The sequence below is a fragment of the Streptomyces purpurascens genome (assembly GCF_045040895.1).
GTDB lineage: Bacteria > Actinomycetota > Actinomycetes > Streptomycetales > Streptomycetaceae > Streptomyces > Streptomyces purpurascens.
Map to the genome: position 1 here is coordinate 8,654,333 of NZ_CP108341.1, position 21,418 is coordinate 8,675,750.

The window sequence follows — 21,418 nt, forward strand, 5'->3', positions numbered from 1 at the left end:
CTACGCTGCCCACGGCTGCGCGAGGAGCGGGGACATGACGGCCGGTGAAAGCCGGCCCGGTGCCTCGTATCCGCCGTCGCCGACGGGCCGTCGGCGCGTCCGGCGTCACGCCCGCGCCGCCCACGCCTCCTCCCCGGGCGCGGCTCCCACGGCGGGCGAGACCAGTGCCCCGTGCCGCCTGCCCGCCGCCCGCATGACCGCCCCGAAGGAACACGGCCATGGCTGACGAACTCGAACTGCTGCGCAGCGCCAACCCGGTGCCGCACGACGGCCCCCACTTCGGCGACGGCCCCCTGGACCACGACGCGGAGCGCCGGCTGGAGCGTCTGCTGCGTGAGCGGCCCTCCGGCCGTCTGCGGGACAGGCTGCCGCCGGGCCCGGGCCGGCCCCGGCTGGCGTGGGGGCTCGTGGCCACGGCCGTCGTCGCCGGCCTGACCCTCACCCTCGTGCTGAGCGGCCCGGACACCGCACCGGCGGTCGCGGCCCCCCGCCCATTGGTGGTGCAGACCGACTCCACCCCCGTGCCCCTGGACCGGCTGGCCGAACGTGCCGAGCAGGCCGCGGCCGACGGCACGCCCCGCCTGCGCAAGGGCACGCACGTGCAGTCCTGGAGCTTGGGCATGTCGGACGACAAGCCCCCGATCACGCTGCCCGAGGAACGCATCGTGCGCTGGCGGGCCGATGCCAGCCACACCGCGCTCGTCGTGGCCACCGACCCGCGGCATCCGGGCCGCCCGGTCCTCTCCGACGCGGGCGGCGAGCCCCACCTCGTCGACGACGGGCACGTCATCAGCGACCGGACCTACCCGCCGAGCTGGAGCGACGCACCGCCCCAGTCTCCTCCGCCGAGCGACCCCGCACGGCTGCGCGCCTATCTGACGGAGGCCCAGTACACCGACGGGCCGCTGACCACGCCCCAACTGCTGGACGCCGTCGAGGTACTGCTCGACCACTGGACCCTCGGCGCACGGGAGACCGCGGCGCTCGTCCGGCTCCTGGCCGACGCCGAGGGGCTGCGGCCGGTCGGCCAGGTGACCGACCGGCTGGGCCGGCGCGGCCAGGCGTACGTGTACGACGGCTCCGGCGTCCGCCACATGCTGATCACGGACCCGGCCACCGGTGCCGTCCTCGGCCTGGAGAGCACCTTCACCGCCGACGAACCGGAGTACGGCGTCAAGAAGGGCGCCGTCATGTCGTACAGCGCCTGGATGCGCTGATCACACCCCGGGCAGACCGAGCTGCCGGGCCGCGGCGTCCACGGTCTGCTCCAGCAGCGTGGCGATCGTCATCGGGCCGACCCCGCCCGGCACCGGCGTGATCAGCGAGGCCCGCTCCACGGCGGAGTCGAAGTCGACATCGCCCACGTTGCCGGCGTTGTACCCGGCGTCGATCACGACGGCGCCGGGCTTGATGTCCTGGCCGCGGATCAGCCGGGGCCGTCCCACCGCGGCCACCACGACGTCCGCCTCGCGCACGGCCGCGGACAGGTCCCGGGTGCGCGAGTGGCAGTAGGTGACCGTCGCGTCCCGGGCGAGCAGCAGCATGCCGACCGGCTTGCCGAGGATCGCGCTGCGGCCCACGACCACGGCCCGCTTCCCGGACGGGTCGACCCCGTACTCGTCGAGCAGCCGCATGATCCCGCCGGGCGTGCAGGACACGAAGCCCGGCAGGCCGAAGCTCATCGTCGCGAAGGAGGCGAAGGTGACGCCGTCGACGTCCTTCCCGGGCGCGATCGCCTCGAACGCGGCCCGCTCGTCGATGTGCTCGCCGACGGGGTGCTGGAGGAGGATGCCGTGCACACCGGGGTCGGCGGACAGTGCCTCGAGCGTGCCGACGAGTTCCCCGGTGGTCGTGGCGGCGGGCAGCGTCACCTGCCGCGAGGCGATACCGGCCTTGCGGCAGCGGTTCTGCTTCATACGGACGTAGGTGACGGACGCGGGGTCCTCGCCGACGAGCACCGTCGCGAGACACGGGGCGGTGCCCGTTTGCTCGGTGAGGTGCGTCGCGCGCTTTCCGGCCCGCTCCACCATCTGCCGGGCGAGCGACGTGCCGTCCATGAGCCGTGCCTTGGACATGATCCACTCCTGGGCTGGGGTGCTGCTTCGCCCAGGCGCACGGCATCCGGCTCCGCGGGGCCGCTCCCCGGTGGTGCTCCACCTCAGCGCCAGTCACGGCCCGGCCCCACCCTGACGCTGTCGCTCCTACTCGTCCCAGGCCTGGATCAAGGTCTGATCGGTGATCTTGCCGCCCCGCAGCGAGATCATGGACTCGGACAGGACGCGCACGCCGTCCGCGTACTCGCAGCTCTCGCTGTAGGCGGCCTCGTCGCCCTGGACGACGCACCGCTCCATCTTGTGCGTCATGTCGCGGCTGTAGACGTCCTCCAGCATCCGGCCGATCTCCTCCCGGCCGTGCAGGACCTTGGGGTGGCTGGGCTGGGTCGTGCGGTCCACGATGCGGAGCTCCGCGTCGTCGGCGTAGAGGGAGAGCAGGATGTCCGGGGTCTGTCCTTCCACGCCCCGGCGCAGGGTGTCTCGGTCGAAGGCGGAGTCTGCCGCGGTTCCCATGATGACCTCCTTCGCAGGGCCGCGACCCGACGGGGAGCGGGCCGCGAGAAGCCTCACCCTTGAGCCTCCTCCCGCCCGCCGGGCTCGGCAAGCGCAGCCGGGCCACCGGCCCCGACACGACGGCTCAGCCGGCCGCGGCCAGGAACTGGGTCGCCGCCAGCTCCGCGTAGAGCGGGTCGGAGGTCACGAGTTCGCGGTGGGTGCCGACGGCCCGGACCCGGCCCGCGTCCATCACCACGATCCGGTCGGCCATCGTCACCGTCGACAGCCGGTGCGCCACGACGAGAACCGTGGTCGTACGGGCCACGTCCGCGACGGTGTCCCGCAGCGCCGCCTCGTTCACCGCGTCCAGCTGCGAGGTGGCCTCGTCGAGCAGCAGCAGCCGGGGGCGGCGCAGCAGGGCGCGGGCGATGGCGACGCGTTGCCGCTCACCGCCCGACAGCTTGGTGCCGCGGTGCCCGACGAGCGTGTCGAGCCCTGCGGGCAGCCGTGCGATCAGGCCGTCGAGACGGGTCGTCTTCAGCACTCGCGCGAGGGCGTCCTCGTCCGCGTCCGGGTTGCCCAGCAGCAGGTTGTCCCGCAGCGAGCCCGACAGGACCGGCGCGTCCTGCTCCACATAGCCGATCGCGGCGCGCAGTTGGGGCAGATCCCAGTCGGACAGGTCCCGGCCGTCCAGGGTGATGACGCCGGAGTCGGGGTCGTAGAACCGCTCGATCAGCGAGAAGACGGTGGTCTTGCCGGCGCCGGACGGGCCCACGAACGCCGTCATGCCCTGCGCGGGCACGGCGAACGTCACGCCGTGGTGGACGTACGGCAGGTCGTCGGCGTAGCGGAAGCGGACGTCGTCGAAGGCGAGGGCGGCGGGCCGGGCGTCGGGGGAGGGCAGCGGCGCGAACCGGGCGGACGGCTCGGCGGGCAGGAGCAGCGCCTCCTGCATGCGGGTGAGGGCCGCGGCGCCCGTCTGGTACTGCGTGACGGCGCCGACGACCTGCTGTATCGGCGACATCAGGTAGAAGACGTACAGCAGGAACGCGACCAGCGTGCCCACGTCGACGGCGCCGGTCGCGACGCGGGCGCCGCCCACCGCGAGCACCGTGATGAAGGCGATCTGCATGGAGAGCCCCGCCGTGTTGCCCGCGGCAGCCGACCACTTGGCGGCCCGCACGCTCTGCCGCCAGGACTCCTGCGCCGCCTCGTGCAGCGTGGCCTCCTCCCGGTGCTCGGCACCGGACGCCTTCACCGTGCGCAGGGCGCCGAGGACCCGCTCCAGCGAGGCACCCATGACACCCACCGCGTCCTGCGCCCGCCGGCTCGCCTTGTTGATGCGCGGCACGATCACGCCGAGGATCACCCCCGCACCCGCGATCACGGCCAGCGTGACGCCCAGCAGCACGAGATCCACCAGGCCCATCATCACGATCGTCGCGACGAGGGTGAGACCGCCCGTGCCCAGACCGACCAGCGAGTTGGTGGTGACCTGGCGCAGCAGCGTGGTGTCGGAGGTGATGCGGGCCATCAGGTCCCCGGGTTCGCTGCGGTCCACGGCCGTGATCCGCAGCCGCAGCAGATAGGACGACAGCGCGCGCCGCGCCCCGAGCACCACCGACTCGGCGGTGCGCTGCAGCACGTACGAACCCAGGGCGCCGACCACCGCGTTGGCCAGCACCAGCGCCGACATGGCCAGCAGGGCTCCGGTGATGGCCCGGTCGTGCGACAGATCGTCGATCAGGCCCTTGGCCACCAGCGGCAGCAGCAGCCCGGTCGCCCCGGTGACCAGTGACAGCACGGCACCGGCGAACAGGGACCGGCGATGCGGCCGGACGTATCCGAGGAGCAGCCGCCAGGGGGGCACGGCGGTATCGGTCTCTGCGATGCTCACGTCGCTCCTTCGGCGTCGGGCGGAGCGTTCAGGCTACGGCGCGGGGCTCGTACGGTGCCCGGCTTTTCGGCGGTGGGCGAACTCGTGATCATGCGTCTGAGGTGGCCGATCCGTGCCCCTTACCGATCAGTCGCGCGTAGGGTCGGAAGGGACGGACCCCGGCCGACGAAGGAGTCAGCGCCATGGCGCAGGAAGTACGCGGTGTGATCGCACCCGGCAAGGACGAGCCGGTGCGGATCGAGACGATCGTGGTGCCCGACCCCGGCCCCGGAGAGGCGGTCGTGCGCGTCCAGGCCTGCGGGGTGTGCCACACCGACCTGCACTACAAGCAGGGCGGCATCAGCGACGACTTCCCGTTCCTGCTCGGCCATGAGGCGGCGGGCGTGGTCGAGGCGGTCGGCGACGGCGTCACCGACGTCGAGCCCGGCGACTTCGTGATCCTCAACTGGCGTGCGGTGTGCGGAAAGTGCCGGGCCTGTCTGCGCGGGCGGCCCTGGTACTGCTTCGACACCCACAACGCCGGGCAGAAGATGACCCTCGCCTCGACCGGCCAGGAGCTCTCCCCGGCCCTCGGTATCGGCGCCTTCGCCGAGAAGACGCTGGTCGCGGCCGGGCAGTGCACCAAGGTCGCCCCGGACGTCGCCCCCCAGGTGGCCGGGCTGCTCGGCTGCGGCGTCATGGCCGGCATCGGCGCCGCGATCAACACCGGCAACGTGGGCCGTGGCGACACGGTCGCCGTCATCGGCTGCGGCGGCGTGGGTGACGCGGCCGTCGCCGGGTCGCATCTGGCCGGAGCGGCGCGGATCATCGCCGTCGACATCGACGACCGCAAGCTCGAGACCGCCCGGACGATGGGCGCCACCCACACCGTCAACTCACGCGAGACCGACCCGGTCGAGGCCATCCGCGAGCTCACCGGCGGATTCGGCGCCGACGTCGTGATCGAGGCGGTCGGCCGCCCGGAGACGTACAAGCAGGCCTTCTACGCCCGCGACCTCGCCGGCACGGTCGTCCTCGTCGGTGTGCCCACCCCGGACATGAAGCTCGAACTGCCGCTGCTCGACGTGTTCGGCCGCGGCGGATCGCTCAAGTCGAGCTGGTACGGCGACTGCCTGCCCTCCCGCGACTTCCCCATGCTGATCGACCTGCATCTGCAAGGGCGCCTGGACCTCGGGGCGTTCGTCACCGAGACCATCCAGCTGGACGAGGTGGAGAAGGCGTTCGAGCGGATGCACCACGGCGACGTGCTGCGCTCGGTGGTGGTGTTCTGATGACCACCCGAGTCGAACGCCTCGTCACCTCCGGCCAGTTCAGCCTCGATGGCGGTACCTGGGACGTCGACAACAACGTGTGGATCGTCGGCGACGACCACGAGGCGATCGTCATCGACGCCGCCCACGACGCCGACGCCATCGCCCGGGCCGTCGGGGACCGCCGGCTCACGGCCATCGTGTGCACCCACGCCCACAACGACCACATCGACGCCGCCCCCGCCCTCGCCGAGCGCACCGGGGCCACGATCTGGCTGCACCACGACGACCTGCCGCTGTGGAAGCAGACCCACCCGGACCGGGAGCCCGACGCCTGGCTGGTCGACGGCCAGACGATCGAGGCCGGCGGCGCCGACCTGCGGATCCTGCACACTCCGGGGCACGCGCCCGGCGCGGTGTGTCTGCACGAGCCCGGGCTGGCCACCGTCTTCACCGGCGACACGCTGTTCCAGGGCGGCCCCGGCGCCACCGGCCGGTCCTTCTCGCACTTCCCGACGATCATCGACTCGATCCGCGACCGGCTCCTCACGCTGCCGCCCGAGACGAAGGTCCTGACCGGCCACGGAGACCCCACGACCATCGGTGCGGAGGCCCCGCAGCTGCAGGAGTGGATCGCCCGCGGCCACTGACCGCGTGCCGCCACGACACACCCGCGGGAAAAGACGACAGAAGATGTCCGGCTTACCCGTCACTCTCGAAGCACCACGCATTCACGGCAACGGGAGGTCGGACATGTCAGCTCCGCTGAAGGGCAAGGTCGCACTGGTCGCCGGGGCGACCCGGGGCGCCGGACGGGGCATGGCGGTGGAACTCGGCGCGGCGGGCGCCACCGTCTACGTCACGGGACGCAGCACGCGCACCCGCCGCTCGGAGTACGACCGGCCCGAGACCATCGAGGACACCGCCGACCTGGTCACCGAGGCCGGCGGCCAGGGCATCGCCGTCCCCACGGACCATCTCGACCCGGCGCAGGTCCGCACCCTCGTGGAGCGGATCGACGGCGAGCAGGGCCGCCTCGACGTCCTCGTCAACGACATCTGGGGCGGCGAGAAGCTCTTCGGGTGGGACGTCCCGGTCTGGGAGCACGACCTCGACAACGGCCTGCGCCTGCTCCGGCTCGCCGTCGAGACACACGCGATCACCAGCCACCACGCCCTGCCCCTGCTGCTGCGCCACCCCGGCGGCCTGGTCGTCGAGGTCACCGACGGCACCGCCGACTACAACGGCGACAACTACCGCGTGAATTTCTTCTACGACCTCGCCAAGACGTCCGTGCTGCGCATGGCCTTCGCCCTCGGCCACGAACTCGGTTCGCGCGGCGCCACAGCCGTCGCCCTCACTCCCGGCTGGCTGCGCTCGGAGATGATGCTGGACGGGTTCGGGGTACGGGAGGAGAACTGGCGCGACGCCCTGGAGCGTGTCCCCCACTTCGCCATCTCGGAGACCCCGCGGTACGTGGGCCGGGCCGTGGCCGCGCTCGCCGCCGACCCGGACGTGGCGCGCTGGAACGGCCGGTCCCTCTCCAGCGGCGGACTCGCCCAGGTGTACGGCTTCACCGACCTCGACGGCAGCCGCCCGGACGCCTGGCGCTATCTCGTCGAGGTCCAGGACACGGGCAAGCCGGCCGACACGAGCGGCTACCGCTGAGCCACCCCCGGGGCTGTACGGTCGGCCCATGACGGACACCAGGCGCTTCGAGGGGTATGGGGTTCTGATCACCGGCGGGGCACGCGGCATCGGTGCCGCCACCGCCCGCCGGTTCGCGCGGGAGGGCGCACGGGTCCTGGTGGCCGACCAGGACCCGGCCGCGGTCACGCGGACCGCGCGGCTCCTGAGGGACCAGGGACTCATCGCCGAGGGGCGCGCGTGCGACGTGGCCGACCGGGCGGCGGTCGAGGACGCCGTCGCTCACGCCGTGGACACCTTCGGCTCGCTCGACGTGCTGGTCAACAGCGCCGCCCACTGCTCGCCCGACGTGCCCCTCTTCGAGGACGAACCGGACGAGTCGTGGGCGCGCGACCTCGACGTCACCCTGTCCGGCGCGTACCGCTGCTGCCGTGCCGCGCTGCCGCACCTGGCCGCCTCCGGGCGCGGCGCCGTCGTCTCGATCGGCTCCGTCAACGGCCTGCAGGACTTCGGCAACCACGCCTACAGCGCCGCCAAGGCCGGCCTGGGATCCCTGACCCGCACCCTCGCCGGTCACGCCGCGGCGCGCGGTGTCCGCGTCAACCTGGTGGTGCCGGGCACCGTCCGCACCACCGCCTGGGAGGGCCGCGACGAGGACCTGGAAGCGCTGCGCCGGCTCTACCCCCTGGGCCGGGTCGGCGAACCGGAGGACATCGCGGCGGCCGTCACCTTCCTCGCCTCCCTCGACGCCTCCTGGATCACCGGCACCACCCTGACCGTCGACGGCGGCCTCACCGCCGTCAACACGGCCTTCCACGACGCCCTGCGCCCATAGCGGGAACCGGCCCCTCGCGGCAGCGCCTTCCGCCCGGCTGTGCGGTGAGGTATGTCACCGTTTCGTCGCAGGCCGGACCCCCGCACAACCGAAGCCGCCCTTCGCCCGTCTAGCTGGCAGAACACCGCAGACCAACTCCGCGAAAGGGCAGGACGAGCCATGGGGGACGTACGCAGACGGGGAGCCGTCGCACTCGGGATCACCGGCCTGGTGGCACCGCTCACACTCGCGCTCGGCGCCACCCCGGCGCAGGCGGCGAGCTGCACCACGCAGACCGGCCCGTACCAGAAGCAGGTGGAGAAGTTCCTCGGCCGTCCGGTCGACGGAAAGCAGTCCGCCACCGACTGCAAGGCCATCCGCGCCTTCCAGACCAAGCACGGGATCTCCCCGAACATCGGCTACGCCGGGCCCGTCACCTGGGGCGTGATGGACCTGATGCAGAAGCAGAAGGCCGTCGGGACGAACCCCAACAAGGACGGCAAGTGCCCGGTGAACAAGGGCCGGATCGCCTGTGTGAACCTGACCCTCCAGCTGAGCTGGATCCAGGACGGCAAGAAGCTCGTCTACGGTCCCGTCCCGGTCCGCACCGGCCGCGACGGCAACGAGACCCGCACCGGCCTGAAGAAGATCTACTGGCGCAACATCGACCACGTCTCGTCGATCTACGACGTGCCGATGCCCTACGCCCAGTTCTTCGACGGCGGCCAGGCCTTCCACTCGGTCGGCATCAGCGTGTGGAACCCGCCGGGCTCGCACGGCTGCGTCAACATGACCAAGACCGACGCCAAGAAGTACTGGTCGCTGCTGAAGAAGGGCGACGACGTCTTCGTGTACGGCCGCAAGCCGGGCACCTGATCCCAGGCACCCGGCCCGCTCGGGCTCCTACCGGGGCGCGTCCCCGAAGTCCGGGATCTCCAGCCGCACCCCGCCCTGCCGCGCGGACTCGTGCGCGATGATGCCCGGCAAGGTGTAACGGGCGGCCACCCACGCGTTCACCGACGGCAGGGTGCGCGAGTTGACGGCCGTCACGAAGTCGTCCACCAGGAAGTGGTGGCTGCCCTCATGGCCGTTGTGCAGGTTGTCGAACTCCCTCGGCAGCCGCTCCCGGTCGTGCACGGGCGCCGACCCGGAGGTGAAGGCGGCCCGCAGCTCCGGCGCGATGTGCTGCAGCGACGGGTCGTCGGGAGCCATGGTGGGCTTGGGCTCCAGCAGTTCGCTGATGTCCTTCACCCCCTGCTTGTCCTGCCACAGGGCGACCGTGGCGAGCTGCTCCATGCTCGCCTCGGTGCCGAAGAAGCGGAAGCGCGACTCCCGGATGTGCGAGGGGTAGCCGACCCGCCGGAACTCGTTCGTACGGAACGAGCCGCCGCCGGCGACCTCGAACAGCGCGGTGGCGTTGGAGAAGTCGTTGCCGAACTGGCTGATGTCCTGGTCGAAGACGCCGTCGCCCCGGTCGTCGACGACACCGATCGCCGACACGCTGACGGCGTGCGTCTGCCAGGCGCCCAGCACCCCGCCGATCGCGTGCGTCGGGTACAGCAGCGGGGGATAGCTGGCGGTGGCCTTCCAGTTCTCGCCGCCGCTGTACTGGTAGGCCTCGTAGAAGCCCAGGTCCATGTCGTGGACGTAGTCGCCCTCGGCGTAGAAGAGCCGCCCGAAGGCGCCCTCGGCGATCTGGTTGCGGGCGTGGACGGTCGCCGGGTTGTACTCGCTGGTCTCGCCCATCATGTACGTCAGACCGGTGGCCTTGACCGTGTCGATGATCGCCGCGATCTCCTCCGTGCTGATCGCCATGGGGACCGCGGAGTACACGTGCTTGCCGGCGTTGAGGCCCTGGAGCACCAGCGGGCCGTGCGTCCAGCGCTGGGTGAAGATCGCGACCGCGTCGACGTCCTCCGACTCCAGCATGGCCTGGTACGACGGGAAGGAGCCGGCGAGGCCCTGCGCGGCGACGAGCTGTTCGGCCCTCTCGGGCAGCAGGTCGGTGACGTAGACGTCGCTGACGCCCGGGTGGGCCTGGAACAGGGTGGCGAACTGGCCCGAGAACTGTCCGGCGCCGACGATGCCGATGGAGAACGTCATATGAGGCATGCCCTTCACTGTGCGGGTGATCACTGCGAGAGGATCAGGTTGATCTGGTCGTTGGTCTGGTCGAGGCTGCTGACCGGCTTCCCGTTGCCGTAGACGTCCTCCATCGCCGGCTGCATGAGCGCCGTCATGTCCGCGGAGTAGCTGGCGATCGGGTACGAGAACGTCCGGAAGCGCTTCTTGTCGGCCACGGGCTCGGTGAAGGACGAGACGTCGATGCCCTTCTTCCGGTACGCGGCGACGGCGGCCTCGGTCCCGGCCGCGGTGGCGGGGAAGACGACGCCGTACTTGCCGACGACGGTCTGGCACTTGTCGGAGGCCAGATACGCCACCCACTTCTTGGCGCCCGCCTTGTTCCTGGAGGCCTTCGTGACGGAGTCGGCGAGGCCGTTCATCATGGTGGCGCGCTTGCCGGTCGGCCCGACCGGCGTCCGGGCGGTCTTGATGTCCCGGCCCTTGAAGCCCGTGTAGGTGGAGATCATCCAGGCCCCGTCGAACGCGGTGGCCGCCTTCCCCGCCGCGACCTGCGTGTTCTGCTGGTTGGACTGGATGTTGTAGTCCGACAGCGGCGGCATGTAGCCCTTCTTCGCCAGGCCGAAGTACCACTCGACGACCGACTGGAAGGTCTTGCTGTCGTACTGGTACTTCGTGCCCCAGCGCGCCTTGTTGAGGTAGTTCCACCCGGCGGAGCCGGTGAAGGGGCTCCACTGCGTCTGGCCGTCGCCGAAGCCGCCGCCGCCCGTGGCCAGGCCGTACACCTTGACGTTGTTCTTGTCGAAGCCCGGTTCGTCGCCCCGCTTGCCCTTCCTGTCGACCGTGAGATGGGCGATGGCCTTCTCGAAGGTGCCGCCGTCCTTCGGGTTCCAGGACAGCTCGCCCAGCTGCTCGGCGGTGAGCCCGGCCTCCTCGGCCATCTTCGAGTTGTAGAACAGCGCGACGGTGTCCCAGTCCTTGGGAGCGCCGTAGCGGTGACCGTCCTTGCCGATCCAGTTGGCGGCGAGGCCCGGCTGGTAGTCGGAGTTCTTGATACCGAGGTCGTCGAGCGGTTCGAGGACCTTCAGATCGGCGAACTGGCCGAAGTTCTGGATGTGGTCGGTGAACACGTCCGGAGCGGTGCCCGCGATGAACCCGGCGGTGAGCTTGGTCCAGTAGTCGCTCCAGCCCAACTGCGTGATCTTCACCTTCAGTCCGGGGTTCTCCTTCTCGAACCCCTTGGCACAGGCCTGGTAGGCGGGCAGCTGGTTGGCGTCCCACAGCCAGTACGTGACCGTGTTCGCGGAGGATCCGGCCGCGCCTCCTTGCGCGCATCCGCTGACCAGGGACAGCGCCAGCGCTCCGGTCGCCGCGACGAGCGTACGAATTCGCATCACAGTCCCCTTACTTGATCCCGGTGAAGCCGATGGAGCTGACGATGCGGCGGGCGAAGCAGGCGAACAGCACCAGCATCGGCAGCGCGGCGATCAGCGTCGCCGCCATGAGCCCGGACCAGTCGACGCCGGTCGCCGGGGTCTGCGCCCGGAAGACCGCCAGCGCCACGGTCAGCACGCGCGAGCTGTCGCTGTAGGAGACCATCAGCGGCCAGAAGTAGTCGTTCCAGGAGGTGATGTACGTCAGCACGCCCAGCGTGATGATCGGCGTGGACGCCATCGGCAGCACCACCCGGAAGAAGATCTTGATCTTCCCGGCGCCGTCGAGCAGCGCGGCCTCCTCGACCTCCTGGGGGATGTTCATGAAGAACTGCCGCAGGAAGAACACCGCGAACGGCGTCATGAACATGGTGGGCAGCGCGATACCGAGGAGTGTGTCGATCAGGTGCAGTTGCTTGATGAGCACGAAGTTCGGCAGCAGCGTGAAGATGGCCGGCACCATCATCCCGGCCAGGAACAGCCCGAACACCTTGTCCCGGCCCCGCCAGCGCAGCCGCGAGAACGCGTACGCGGCCATCGCGGAGAAGAAGATCTGACAGCCGGTGATCAGGGTCGAGACCAGCACGGAGTTGAGCAGGTAGCGCCAGAAGTCGAGCCCGCCGCCCGCGCCGCCCTGTTTGACGGCCTCCTCGGCCGACTGCATCCCCAGGGCCCGCTCGAATCCGCTCGTGGTGAGGTCAACCGGCAGCGGGTTGGTCGGGTCGGCGTTCAGGCCCGCGTTGGTGGAGAGCGCGGTGCGCAGGATCCAGTAGAACGGCAGCAGGGTGATGAGGACGATCAGCCCCATCACGGTCCAGGCGGCGGCCCGCCCGAAGGGGAACTTGCGCCGGACCGGTCGCAGGGTCGTCGGCGTCGTTGTCGTCACGGTGGCCATGTCGGTGTCTCCCTTCCGTCAGCCGAGGTCGGTCCGGCCGGCCCGGGTGAGCCGGTACTGGAGGACGGTGATCGCGCTCAGCACGACCAGCAGGGCGACGGACATGGCCGAGGCGTAGCCGAACTGGAAGCGCCCGAAGGCGGAGCCGTAGATGTAGAACTGGAGCACGTTGGTCGCGTTCGCCGGACCGCCCGCGGTGGTCACCGCGACGGTGTCGAACACCTGGAACGACCCGATCACGGTCATGATCAGCACGACCGCGAGCACCGGCCGCAGCAGCGGCATGGTGATCCGCCAGAACATCCGCCACTCACTCGCGCCGTCCACCCTGGCCGCCTCGTACATGTCGTTCGGTATCGCCTGGAGACCGGCGAACAGCAGCAGGGCGGTGTATCCGACGTGCCGCCACACGTTGATGAGCGCGATCGTCGGGATCGCCCAGGTCTCGTCGGCGAGGAACGGGATGCGGTCGGCGCCGAGAGCGCTGATGATCTCGTTGCCGATGCCGAGCTGCGTGTCGAGGATCCAGAGCCAGACGAGGCCGGCCACGACGTTCGACATCAGGTACGGCGTGAGCACGATCCCGCGCAGCATCGCCGACTGGGTCAGCCGCTGCAGCAGGACGGCCATGGCGAGCGCCGCGACCGTCTGCACGCCGATGTTGATGACGACGTACTCGACGGTGACCCACAGCGAGTCCCAGAAGATGGGGTCGTTGACCATGCGGACGTAGTTGTCCAGGCCCACCCACTCCGCCGGCGTCAGCAGGTTGAAGCGGGTGAAGCTCAGATAGATGCCCCGGAGCGTGGGCCAGAGCAGGAAGACCACGAAGCCGAGCAGCGCCGGCGCGATGAACACCGCGGCCAGCCGTCCGTCTCCCCGGTTGTCCCCCACCTCGGTCCGGCGTGTCCTGGGTTTGCTGCGTGCCTCCGCGGCGCCGCCCGCGGGCAGACGCGACGGAGGACTGCTGGAGGCGATGGTCATCGGGCGACTCCCTCGCATACGGCGGCTCGTCCTCTGGCGGGACTTACTTTTGGTGCGAAACAATTGCTGCGTCAAGGGGTGCGCAAACATCTTTTCCCAGGAACCATCATCGCCTTAGAGTGGTCATGTTGGTTTCGGTGCGAAAAAAAGGCTGAGGGGAGTCGGACGTACATGACCGCAGGCACCGCCGGCTGGCTGCCGCTGAGCGCGGGGGAGCGCTCCGTGGCGATCGAAGTTCTCGTCCACGGCCCCCTGTCCCGGACCGAGCTCGCCCGGAGGCTGGGGCTGTCGGCCGGCAGCCTCACCCGGCTGACCAAGCCGCTGATCGAGTCGAACCTGCTGATCGAGGTGGCCGAGGCCGGAGCGCCGACGGAGGCCCGCCAGGGCCGCCCCTCGCAGCCGCTGGACGTCGTCGCCGACTCCGGGTCCTTCCTCGGCTTCAAGATCACCGAGGACACGGTCTACTGCGTCGTGACCACGCTCCGCAGCCACATCGTCGCCCGCTACGACCGTCCGCTCGCCACCCATGACCCCGCCGAGGTCGCCGACCTGCTCGGCGCGATGACCGCGGAACTGGCGGCCGAGCACCCTCGGCTGGCCGGGATCGGCATCGGGGTCGGCGGTTTCGTGCGGGATCGTGCCGTGGTCGGGGAGTCGCCCTTCCTGCTGTGGCGGGACGTCCCCCTCGCCGAACTCGTCGAGGAGCGCACAGGACTGCCCGTGGTCGTCGAGAACGACGTCGCCGCCCTGGTCGAGGCCGAGACCTGGTTCGGCGCCGGACGCGGCCTGGACCGTTTCGCCGTCCTCACCATCGGCGCCGGCATCGGCTACGGGCTCGTCCTGGGCGGCAAGCGGGTGTCCTGCGCGGAGGAGGACCGCGGTTTCGGGCGTCACTGGATCGTGGACCCCAACGGCCCGCTCACCCCCGACGGCCGCCGCGGCAGCGCCGTCTCACTGCTGACCATCCCCAACATCCGCTATCAGGTCCAGGCCGCCACCGGCCGTGACCGGACCTACGAGGAGATCCTCGCGCTGGCCGCCGCCGGGGACCCGATGCCCGCCCGGGTCATCGGCGAGGCGGCACGCGCGCTGGGCACGCTCGTCGCCCAGATCTCCAATTTCGTGATGCCGCAGAAGATCCTGCTGGCGGGGGAGGGGGTCGGGCTGATGGATGTGGCGGGCAAGACGGTCGAGGAGGCCATCCGCGACAACCGGCATCCCCTGGCCGCACCGGTCGACCTCGAGACGAAGGTGTCCGATTTTCACGACTGGGCGCGCGGCGCGGCCGTGTTGGCTATCAAGGTGCTGGTCCTGGGATCGGCCGAAGCGTGAACAGCCTCACGTTTACCGGGAGATGGACGTGATCAGCAACACTGTCCGGAATGCCCGTTTGGCTCGTGATTAATCACATCGCCTTCACGTCCGGGACCGTATGCTTCACAGCATGTCCACCACTGTTGAATCCTCATCCGAGCGATCGGCTGACGAGGTCAACGAGGAGATCCGGGCCCTGTGGCGCCGGTCGGGCGGGACACTGAGTGTCGAGCAGCGCGAGGAGTACCGGCGGCTCGTCCTGGAGTGGGCCGCCGCGGCCCCACAGTCCGTGCCGGCGGCCTGAGCGTCATCCAGGTCCGCTGACGCATCGGACCCTCGTCCCCGGGCACCCCTGATCGAATGGGTGCCCTTCTCGCACTTACCTCGGCCGTTTGCTACGGCATCGTCGACTTCGCCGGCGGCCTGCTGTCCCGGCACATAGGTGCTGTGCGGGGTGCTCGTCCTCGGAGACCGCCCGGGCGCCCTGGCCTGGCTCGGCATCGCCGTGACGGTGCCCGCGCTGTGGTTCGTCGGCGGCGGCACGGCCGGTGCGGGAAAGGGGGCGGCGGACGGACTGCTCGCCAGCGCGGGCGTGGCCGTGCAGTACCTCGCCCTGGGGCAGGCCGGTCCGGGAAGTGGGCTGTGGCCCGTCGCCGCGGGCCGTGTCGCCGCTGTCCTCGTCCTCCTGCCTGACGCCGCACGCCATGCCCGCCGGCTGAAGCCGCCGCCGGTCCGCTGCGTGCAGGCCCTCCTCATCGGAGCCGGGGCGGCCCTCGGCCTCGTGCTGTATCTGCTCGCCGCCCAGCGGCAGTTGCCGGCCGTCGCCGTCGTCCTCGCCTCCCTCTATCCGGCCCTGCCCGTCATCCTCGGCGTGGCCCTCCTGCACGAGCGGATCAGTCGCCGCCAGGCGATGGGGCTGCTGGGGGCGGGAGTTGCGACCGTGCTGCTCACCCTGGGGTGAGGGGGACACCCGCCGGGGCGCAACCCCGTTTCCCGGCATCACCCCCAAGTGGCCGAGTAGTACTGCCGGTACGCCTTGCGGTCCTGCTCCGAGCGGATCCAGCGGGTCGCCACCAGAGCGAGGAGGCTGCCCGCGATGACCAGCAGGCCGGGGCCGACGTTGCGCGGGTCGGTGAGCCGGGTCAGCAGGCTCGACACGTCCTCGCCCGTCACCGGCGCGGACGAGCCCGGCGAAGCGGCGCCCGAGGCCGACGGCGCGGGTGCGGCGCCACCGGCCTGCTTGGCCACGATCAGCTTGACCCCCAGCTCGGTCAGCGCCTTCGTCACCGGCTGGAAGAACGTCGTACCGCCCGCGGCGCAGTCCCCGCTGCCGCCCGAGGTCACGCCGAGCGCGATGCCGTCGGCGAACATCGGGCCACCGCTGTCGCCCGGTTCGGCGCACACGTTCGTCTCGATCAGCCCGGTGACCGTGCCCTCCGGGTAGTTGACCGTCGCGTTCAGCGCGGTCACCTCACCCTCGCGCAGCCCACTGGTGCTGCCGCTGCGGAAGATCTTCTCCCCGACCTCGGCATCGGCCACACCCGTGATCCGCACGCCCTCGTCCTCGCCGACCGCCACGACCTCCGCGCCCTTGCCCGCACGACCGCTGTCGTACTTCACGAGGGAGTAGTCGTCGCCGGGAAAGCTCCCCTTCAGCGATGTGCCGACCTGATCGCGGCCCCGGTCGTCGGAGAACCAGACGGAACCGTCGGGGCCGCAGTGCCCTGCCGTGAGGATGTAGTCGGTCGTCCCGTCGGTCACGTTGAAGCCCGCCGAGCAGCGCCCGGCGGTCGACAGGATCGGCTCCGCGCCGTTGATCCGCGTCGTGAACGTGCCCTCGGTGCGCTCCATGCGCACGAAGCCGCCGATGCCTTCAGCGATCTCGGTCAGCCGGGACCAGTCGGAGGAGGAGACCGTTCTGTCGCCCCGTACCACCACCTGGTTCTTCTGGTAGTCCAGGGACCATGAGGTCCCGGACACCCGGGGTGCCGAACGCAGCGTCGAGGTCGCGGACTTGAGGGCGCTCATGCTGTGGCGCACCATCCTCGCCTGCGCACCGGCGCGCTTGACCTCGGCGGCCGCCTTCTCGTCCGTGACCGCGACGACCGGCCGCCCGGACGCGTCGACCCAGCTGCCCGCCGTGCGGGAGGTCCCGAGCCGGGACACGAGGTCGGTGCCCATGCCCGTGCCCGGCTTCGCCGAGTAGGGGACGCCGACGGATGCGTCAGGGGGCTCGCTCGCCACAGCGCTGGTGACCATCGTTCCTCCGAGGAGGAGTCCGCCGACGGCCGCCAGCTGTGTCACTCGCCGGACGACCCGTCGTCGTGCGTGCCTCATGCATGGCTCCCGAACCCGAACATCGCGGTGCGAACACCGCGGGGCCCTCCTTGAGTTGAGCGCCCTGTTCTCCATACGGAGCGGAGCCCTGCCGTGTTCAGTGCGCGCGTGATCTCTTCACCGCGGACCGGTGACCGGAGCGGCCGGGGCGGCGAGCAGGGCCAGGCTGCGGGCGTCGCCCCACACCGAGGCCGGATCGACGTAGGGACGCAGCAGGGCGGTGAGCACGGGGTCCCCGCGGCCGTTCAGCTCGTCGGAGGCGATCTTGCGGGCGATCCCGGCCAGAAAGTCCGCCACCTGCACCCGCGCGTCCTCGCGCGCGACGACGAGCCGCAGCCCGGCCAGGCCGACCCCCGCCCGCCGGGCCGCCTCCTCGATCCACGCGATGCGGTCGGGCGTCAGCATGTTCTGCCGGTCGTGCACCAGACGGACCTCCCGCCCGTCCCCGCTCCACAGCGCGGCCGTCCGCACGATCGCCGGGAGCAGCGGGTTGAGCACCGGGATCAGGGGCGGCCCGTCCAGGAAGTCCGCCCGATAGGACACCGCGCGGGACCGGGTCGCCCCGAGCCGGGCCAGGATCCTTCCCGCGTCGGTACGCGGATGCGCCCGCCGCAGGGCGTCGACCGTGCCGTAGAACCCCTCGACAGGGGCGCCCGGCTCTCCGTTGTTGCGGACCCGCAGCAACTGGTTGGCCGCCTCCAGGAACGCTCGCCAGCCCTCATCCCCGAAGGTCCGGCTGCCCTCGCGGAACAGGACGACGGCCGCGGCCGGGTCGCCCAGCAGCAGGCCGGCCGCCCGGTCCACCACGAAGAACGTCTTCTCCATGAGATGCACCCGCGCCTGCCCGTGCATCGGCCCCTCCGGCACCAGCAGCCACTCCAGCACCGCGCGGTGCTTCTCCCGCAGCAGGTGGTTCGCCTTGTACTCCTCCGCGGGCGAACGGATCCGGTCCCGGATCTCCCGTACGGCCGCCGCGGCCGCCGCCACGGACAGCGAGACACTGGCGTGCGCGAACACGTCCGTGTTCCCGCCGGTGAGGTTCTCGCCGTCCGACCCCGACTCGTCGCAGGCGATCTCCAGGAACGGGCCCGCCGGCCCTCCCCGCACCCCGTCCGCAAGATTCCCGCTCACCCACAGCCCCCTATCGTGTGCCCATGACCAGGATCCCGCACGAGACGTCCGGTGAACCGAATCCCCTGGAAGCCCTCACGCTCGACCGTCTCCGCCGCCGCACGAGCATGAAGTGGCGCACCTACCCCGAGGACGTGCTGCCCCTGTGGGTGGCCGAGATGGACGTGCCGCTCGCCGAGCCCGTCGTGCGGGCCGTCACCGACGCCCTCGCCCTCGGGGACACCGGCTACCCCGCCGGCACGGCCTACGCGGAGGCGCTGGCGGCCTTCGCCGAGAAGCGGTGGAACTGGGACGGGCTCGCCGTGGAGCGCACCGCGATCGTGCCGGACGTCATGCTGGGCGTCGTCGAGATGCTGAGACTGGTCACCGGGAACGGGGACGCGGTGGTCGTGAATCCGCCGGTGTACCCGCCGTTCTACCAGTTCGTCGCGCATATGGACCGGCGCGTGGTGGAGGCCCCGCTCGGGGCGGACGGGCGCATCGACCTCGGTGTCCTGGAGGAGACCTTCCGGCAGGCGGTCGCGGACGGAGGCCGGGCCGCCTACCTGCTGTGCAGCCCCCACAACCCGACCGGCGCAGTCCACACGGCGGAGGAACTGTCCGCCGTCGCCGCGCTCGCCGAGCGGTACGGCGTGCGGGTCGTCGCCGACGAGATCCACGCGCCGCTCGTTATCGGCGGCACGGACTTCGTGCCGTATCTGAGCGTGCCGGGCGCCGAGCGCGGCCTGTCGCTGATGTCGGCCTCGAAGGCCTGGAACCTCGCCGGACTCAAGGCCGCCCTCGCGATCGCCGGCCCAGGGGCCGCCGCCGACCTGGCCCGGATGCCCGAGGAGGTCGGGCACGGACCGAGCCACGTCGGCATCATCGCCCACACCGCCGCCCTGCGCGACGGCGTCGCCTGGCTGGACGCCCTGCTGACCGGCCTCGACACCAACCGGCGGTTGCTCGCGGATCTGCTGGCCGAGCACCTGCCCGCGATCCGCTACCGCCCGGGTGACGCCACCTACCTCGCCTGGCTCGACTGCCGCGCGCTCGGCCTCGGCGAAGACCCGGCGGACGTCTTCCTGCACCGCGGCCGCGTGGCCCTCAACTCCGGCCTGCCCTTCGGCACCGGCGGCGCCGGTCACGTCCGCCTCAACCTGGCGACCTCGCCCGAGGTGATCACGGAGGCGGTGCGCAGAACGGCCGCAGCGCTGCGCTGACCCCCGGGGCGCGCCGCGCAGGTCACGCTCGTACACTGCCCGCCATGAACGACAGTGCGCTGGACGAACTGGGTGCGGGCAAGTACCTGCTGATCACCAGCTACCGCAGGAACGGTACGCCGGTCGCCACCCCCGTCTGGGTGGTACGCGACGGGGACGCGCTCGGCGTCTGGACGGTGGCCGACTCCTGGAAGGTGAAGCGGATCCGCAACCGCGCCGACGTCCTGGCCGGCCCCTGTGACCTGCGCGGCAATCCCACCGGCGAGCAGGTGCCCGCGACGGCGGAGATCTGCGACCCCGCCACCACCGCCCGCTACCGGAAGCTGATCGCACGCAAGTACGGCCTCACGGGCCGGCTCACGCTGCTCGGCAGCCGGCTGCGCCGGGGCCTGGACGGCACCGTGGGTCTGCGGATCGTTCTCGCTCCCTGAGATCCCCCCGAGATTCGGCAAGCGCTTTCTCCGTCGGGAGAGTGGACGACCCGTCCCCGGGAAAGGCCACCTGCCATGAGCCGAACTCCCGTCCTGCGCGCAGCCCTCGTCGGCACCGGCCACCGGGCCCAGTTGTTCACCCGGGGCCTCACCGAACGCCCCGGCCACCTCGTGGCCGCTCTCTGTGACCCCAGCCCCACCCGGATGGCCTTCCACAACCGGCTGCTGACCGAGGCCGGCGCACCTGCCGCCACCCCGTGGGAGCCCGACCGCTTCACCGACCTGCTCGCCAAGGGGGACATCGACGAGGTCGTCGTCACCACCGTCGACGCCGAACACGACCGCTACATCGTCCCGGCCCTGAGGGCGGGCTGCCGGGTCGTCACCGAGAAACCGATGACCGTCGACGCCGAGCGCTGCGCCCGCATCCTCGACACCGTCCGCGAGACCGGCAACTCCCTGACCGTCGCCTTCAACTACCGCTTCAATCCCGTGCACGAGAAGGTCCGCGCCCTGCTCGCCGAGGGAGCGATCGGCGAGGTGCTGTCGGTCCACTTCGAGTGGCTGCTCGACGTACGGCACGGCGCCGACTACTTCCGCCGCTGGCACCGCGAGAAACACCACAGCGGCGGCCTGATGGTGCACAAGTCCTCGCACCACTTCGACCTGGTCAACTGGTGGCTCGCCGACGAGCCCCGGGAGGCCTTCGGCTACGGGCGGCTCGGCTTCTACGGCCGTACGGCGGGGGAGCGGCACGGGCTGCGCCGGGAGTACGACCGGGCCCACGGCGCCGACCGGGCCGCCGACGACCCCTACGCCCTGGACCTCGCGGCCAACGACACCCTGCGCGCCCTCTATCTGGATGCCGAGCGGGACGACGGATACCTGCGCGACCGGAACGTCTTCGACGGGCCGATCAGCATCGAGGACGACATGTCCGTCCTCGTGCGCTACTCGCGCGGCGCGACGATGACGTACCACCTGACCGCCTACTCCCCGTGGGAGGGCTACCGGGTGATGTTCAACGGCAGCGCGGGCCGGCTGGAACTGGAGGTAGAGGAGAGCCGCTGGCAGCCGGCCCTCACCCGGGTCACGTCAACCGCCGGCGCCCTGCACGGGGACACGGCGGCCGAGCACGCGGGCGGAGCCCGCCTCACGCTGCGTCCGCTGTGGCAGCCCCCGGTAAACGTGCCGCTCGCGGTCGCCCACGAGGCCCACGGCGGCGGCGACCCGCGCATGCTCGACGCCCTGTTCGGTCCCGCCGACGCCACCCGCCCCGCGGACACCGCGGTGGCGGACCATCCGACGGCCACCGAACGCGACGGAGCACTGGCGCTGGCGGTCGGTCTGGCGGCGAACCGAAGCTTCGAGACAGGGCGGCCGGTGCGTACGGACGAACTGATCGCAGGCCGGGGGGACGCCGGAATCGCGGACTGAGGGGACGTCAGGACC

Annotated in this window: 22 protein-coding genes and 1 riboswitch; of the genes, 13 read left to right on the plus strand and 9 right to left on the minus strand. The window is 71.2% G+C overall.

Translation table 11 applies throughout. The annotated features are described in order from the left end of the window. Nucleotides 1-34: 34 nt before the first annotated feature. Both OHU35_RS39285 and OHU35_RS39290 read left to right on the plus strand, forming a co-directional pair. Nucleotides 35-226, plus strand: coding sequence for a hypothetical protein (locus OHU35_RS39285; RefSeq protein ID WP_405508753.1), 192 nt, complete (start codon nucleotides 35-37; stop codon nucleotides 224-226). Continuing rightward, a complete protein-coding gene (locus tag OHU35_RS39290) occupies nucleotides 219-1,217 on the plus strand; it encodes a CU044_5270 family protein (RefSeq protein WP_405508755.1) in 999 nt (332 codons plus the stop codon). Before OHU35_RS39285 ends, OHU35_RS39290 begins: the two co-directional genes overlap by 8 nt. Here OHU35_RS39290 and OHU35_RS39295 read toward each other — a convergent pair whose 3' ends face one another. The 3 genes from OHU35_RS39295 to OHU35_RS39305 form a co-directional block, all read right to left on the minus strand. Next, nucleotides 1,218-2,075 carry a bifunctional 5,10-methylenetetrahydrofolate dehydrogenase/5,10-methenyltetrahydrofolate cyclohydrolase gene (locus OHU35_RS39295; protein WP_405508757.1) on the minus strand — a complete coding sequence of 286 codons (858 nt, stop codon included), beginning with the start codon at nucleotides 2,073-2,075 and terminating at the stop codon, nucleotides 1,218-1,220. A 22-nt stretch (nucleotides 2,076-2,097) separates the two neighbouring features. Continuing rightward, nucleotides 2,098-2,182: riboswitch (ZMP/ZTP riboswitch) on the minus strand. Between the two features lie 19 nt (nucleotides 2,183-2,201). Further along, nucleotides 2,202-2,567, minus strand: a complete 366-nt coding sequence (locus OHU35_RS39300) for a nuclear transport factor 2 family protein (protein WP_189727657.1) — start codon at nucleotides 2,565-2,567, stop codon at nucleotides 2,202-2,204. Nucleotides 2,568-2,691: 124 nt separating this feature from the next. Further along, nucleotides 2,692-4,446 (minus strand): ABC transporter ATP-binding protein, encoded by a 1,755-nt coding sequence (locus OHU35_RS39305; protein ID WP_359892657.1) that lies wholly within the window; start codon nucleotides 4,444-4,446, stop codon nucleotides 2,692-2,694. Nucleotides 4,447-4,628: 182 nt separating this feature from the next. Between OHU35_RS39305 and OHU35_RS39310 the strand changes: the two genes are divergently transcribed. From OHU35_RS39310 to OHU35_RS39330, 5 genes are all read left to right on the plus strand, one after another. After that, complete coding sequence (locus tag OHU35_RS39310) at nucleotides 4,629-5,717, plus strand: S-(hydroxymethyl)mycothiol dehydrogenase (protein WP_189727653.1); 1,089 nt, start codon at nucleotides 4,629-4,631, stop codon at nucleotides 5,715-5,717. After that, on the plus strand, nucleotides 5,717-6,346 hold the full coding sequence (locus OHU35_RS39315; RefSeq protein WP_359892654.1) for an MBL fold metallo-hydrolase: 630 nt from the start codon (nucleotides 5,717-5,719) through the stop codon (nucleotides 6,344-6,346). The genes OHU35_RS39310 and OHU35_RS39315 overlap by 1 nt, the downstream gene beginning before the upstream one ends. Nucleotides 6,347-6,449: 103 nt before the next feature. Beyond that, nucleotides 6,450-7,364, plus strand: a complete 915-nt coding sequence (locus OHU35_RS39320) for an SDR family oxidoreductase (RefSeq protein WP_189727649.1) — start codon at nucleotides 6,450-6,452, stop codon at nucleotides 7,362-7,364. A 28-nt stretch (nucleotides 7,365-7,392) separates the two neighbouring features. Continuing rightward, complete coding sequence (locus tag OHU35_RS39325; protein ID WP_405508758.1) at nucleotides 7,393-8,178, plus strand: SDR family NAD(P)-dependent oxidoreductase; 786 nt, start codon at nucleotides 7,393-7,395, stop codon at nucleotides 8,176-8,178. A gap of 159 nt (nucleotides 8,179-8,337) precedes the next feature. Continuing rightward, complete coding sequence (locus OHU35_RS39330; RefSeq protein ID WP_189727645.1) at nucleotides 8,338-9,033, plus strand: L,D-transpeptidase family protein; 696 nt, start codon at nucleotides 8,338-8,340, stop codon at nucleotides 9,031-9,033. 27 nt (nucleotides 9,034-9,060) lie between these two features. Here OHU35_RS39330 and OHU35_RS39335 read toward each other — a convergent pair whose 3' ends face one another. Genes OHU35_RS39335 through OHU35_RS39350 form a run of 4 tightly spaced genes read right to left on the minus strand, consistent with a single transcriptional unit; the run spans nucleotide 9,061 to nucleotide 13,551 of the window. Next, nucleotides 9,061-10,260, minus strand: a complete 1,200-nt coding sequence (locus OHU35_RS39335; protein WP_189727703.1) for a Gfo/Idh/MocA family protein — start codon at nucleotides 10,258-10,260, stop codon at nucleotides 9,061-9,063. 29 nt (nucleotides 10,261-10,289) lie between these two features. Further along, on the minus strand, nucleotides 10,290-11,633 hold the full coding sequence (locus tag OHU35_RS39340) for an ABC transporter substrate-binding protein (protein ID WP_405508759.1): 1,344 nt from the start codon (nucleotides 11,631-11,633) through the stop codon (nucleotides 10,290-10,292). A gap of 10 nt (nucleotides 11,634-11,643) precedes the next feature. After that, a complete protein-coding gene (locus tag OHU35_RS39345) occupies nucleotides 11,644-12,567 on the minus strand; it encodes a carbohydrate ABC transporter permease (RefSeq protein WP_189727641.1) in 924 nt (307 codons plus the stop codon). An 18-nt stretch (nucleotides 12,568-12,585) separates the two neighbouring features. Continuing rightward, nucleotides 12,586-13,551 (minus strand): carbohydrate ABC transporter permease, encoded by a 966-nt coding sequence (locus tag OHU35_RS39350; RefSeq protein WP_189727639.1) that lies wholly within the window; start codon nucleotides 13,549-13,551, stop codon nucleotides 12,586-12,588. 171 nt (nucleotides 13,552-13,722) lie between these two features. Between OHU35_RS39350 and OHU35_RS39355 the strand changes: the two genes are divergently transcribed. The 3 genes from OHU35_RS39355 to OHU35_RS39365 all read left to right on the plus strand — a co-directional run bounded on the left by OHU35_RS39355 (nucleotide 13,723) and on the right by OHU35_RS39365 (nucleotide 15,826). Then, the gene (locus OHU35_RS39355) at nucleotides 13,723-14,883 is read left to right on the plus strand and encodes an ROK family transcriptional regulator (RefSeq protein WP_189727637.1); all 1,161 of its coding nucleotides are present in this window, start codon (nucleotides 13,723-13,725) and stop codon (nucleotides 14,881-14,883) included. Nucleotides 14,884-14,983: 100 nt separating this feature from the next. Next, entirely contained in the window at nucleotides 14,984-15,169 is a 186-nt protein-coding gene (locus OHU35_RS39360; protein WP_189727635.1) for a hypothetical protein, read from the plus strand. Nucleotides 15,170-15,319: 150 nt separating this feature from the next. After that, complete coding sequence (locus tag OHU35_RS39365) at nucleotides 15,320-15,826, plus strand: EamA family transporter (protein WP_405508760.1); 507 nt, start codon at nucleotides 15,320-15,322, stop codon at nucleotides 15,824-15,826. A gap of 38 nt (nucleotides 15,827-15,864) precedes the next feature. On the opposite strand, the gene OHU35_RS39370 is transcribed toward OHU35_RS39365, so the two are convergent. Further along, nucleotides 15,865-17,202: a S1 family peptidase gene (locus OHU35_RS39370; RefSeq protein ID WP_359892633.1), complete on the minus strand. Its 1,338-nt coding sequence runs from the start codon at nucleotides 17,200-17,202 to the stop codon at nucleotides 15,865-15,867. 117 nt (nucleotides 17,203-17,319) lie between these two features. After that, entirely contained in the window at nucleotides 17,320-18,333 is a 1,014-nt protein-coding gene (locus tag OHU35_RS39375) for a hypothetical protein (RefSeq protein ID WP_405508762.1), read from the minus strand. Nucleotides 18,334-18,356: 23 nt separating this feature from the next. Here OHU35_RS39375 and OHU35_RS39380 point away from each other — a divergent pair, with 23 nt between their 5' ends. The 3 genes from OHU35_RS39380 to OHU35_RS39390 all read left to right on the plus strand — a co-directional run bounded on the left by OHU35_RS39380 (nucleotide 18,357) and on the right by OHU35_RS39390 (nucleotide 21,403). Beyond that, the gene (locus tag OHU35_RS39380; RefSeq protein ID WP_359892629.1) at nucleotides 18,357-19,535 is read left to right on the plus strand and encodes an aminotransferase class I/II-fold pyridoxal phosphate-dependent enzyme; all 1,179 of its coding nucleotides are present in this window, start codon (nucleotides 18,357-18,359) and stop codon (nucleotides 19,533-19,535) included. 44 nt (nucleotides 19,536-19,579) lie between these two features. Next, a complete protein-coding gene (locus OHU35_RS39385) occupies nucleotides 19,580-19,966 on the plus strand; it encodes a PPOX class F420-dependent oxidoreductase (protein ID WP_405508764.1) in 387 nt (128 codons plus the stop codon). Nucleotides 19,967-20,041: 75 nt separating this feature from the next. Further along, on the plus strand, nucleotides 20,042-21,403 hold the full coding sequence (locus OHU35_RS39390; RefSeq protein ID WP_189727624.1) for a Gfo/Idh/MocA family protein: 1,362 nt from the start codon (nucleotides 20,042-20,044) through the stop codon (nucleotides 21,401-21,403). The last annotated feature ends 15 nt before the right edge of the window (nucleotides 21,404-21,418 follow it).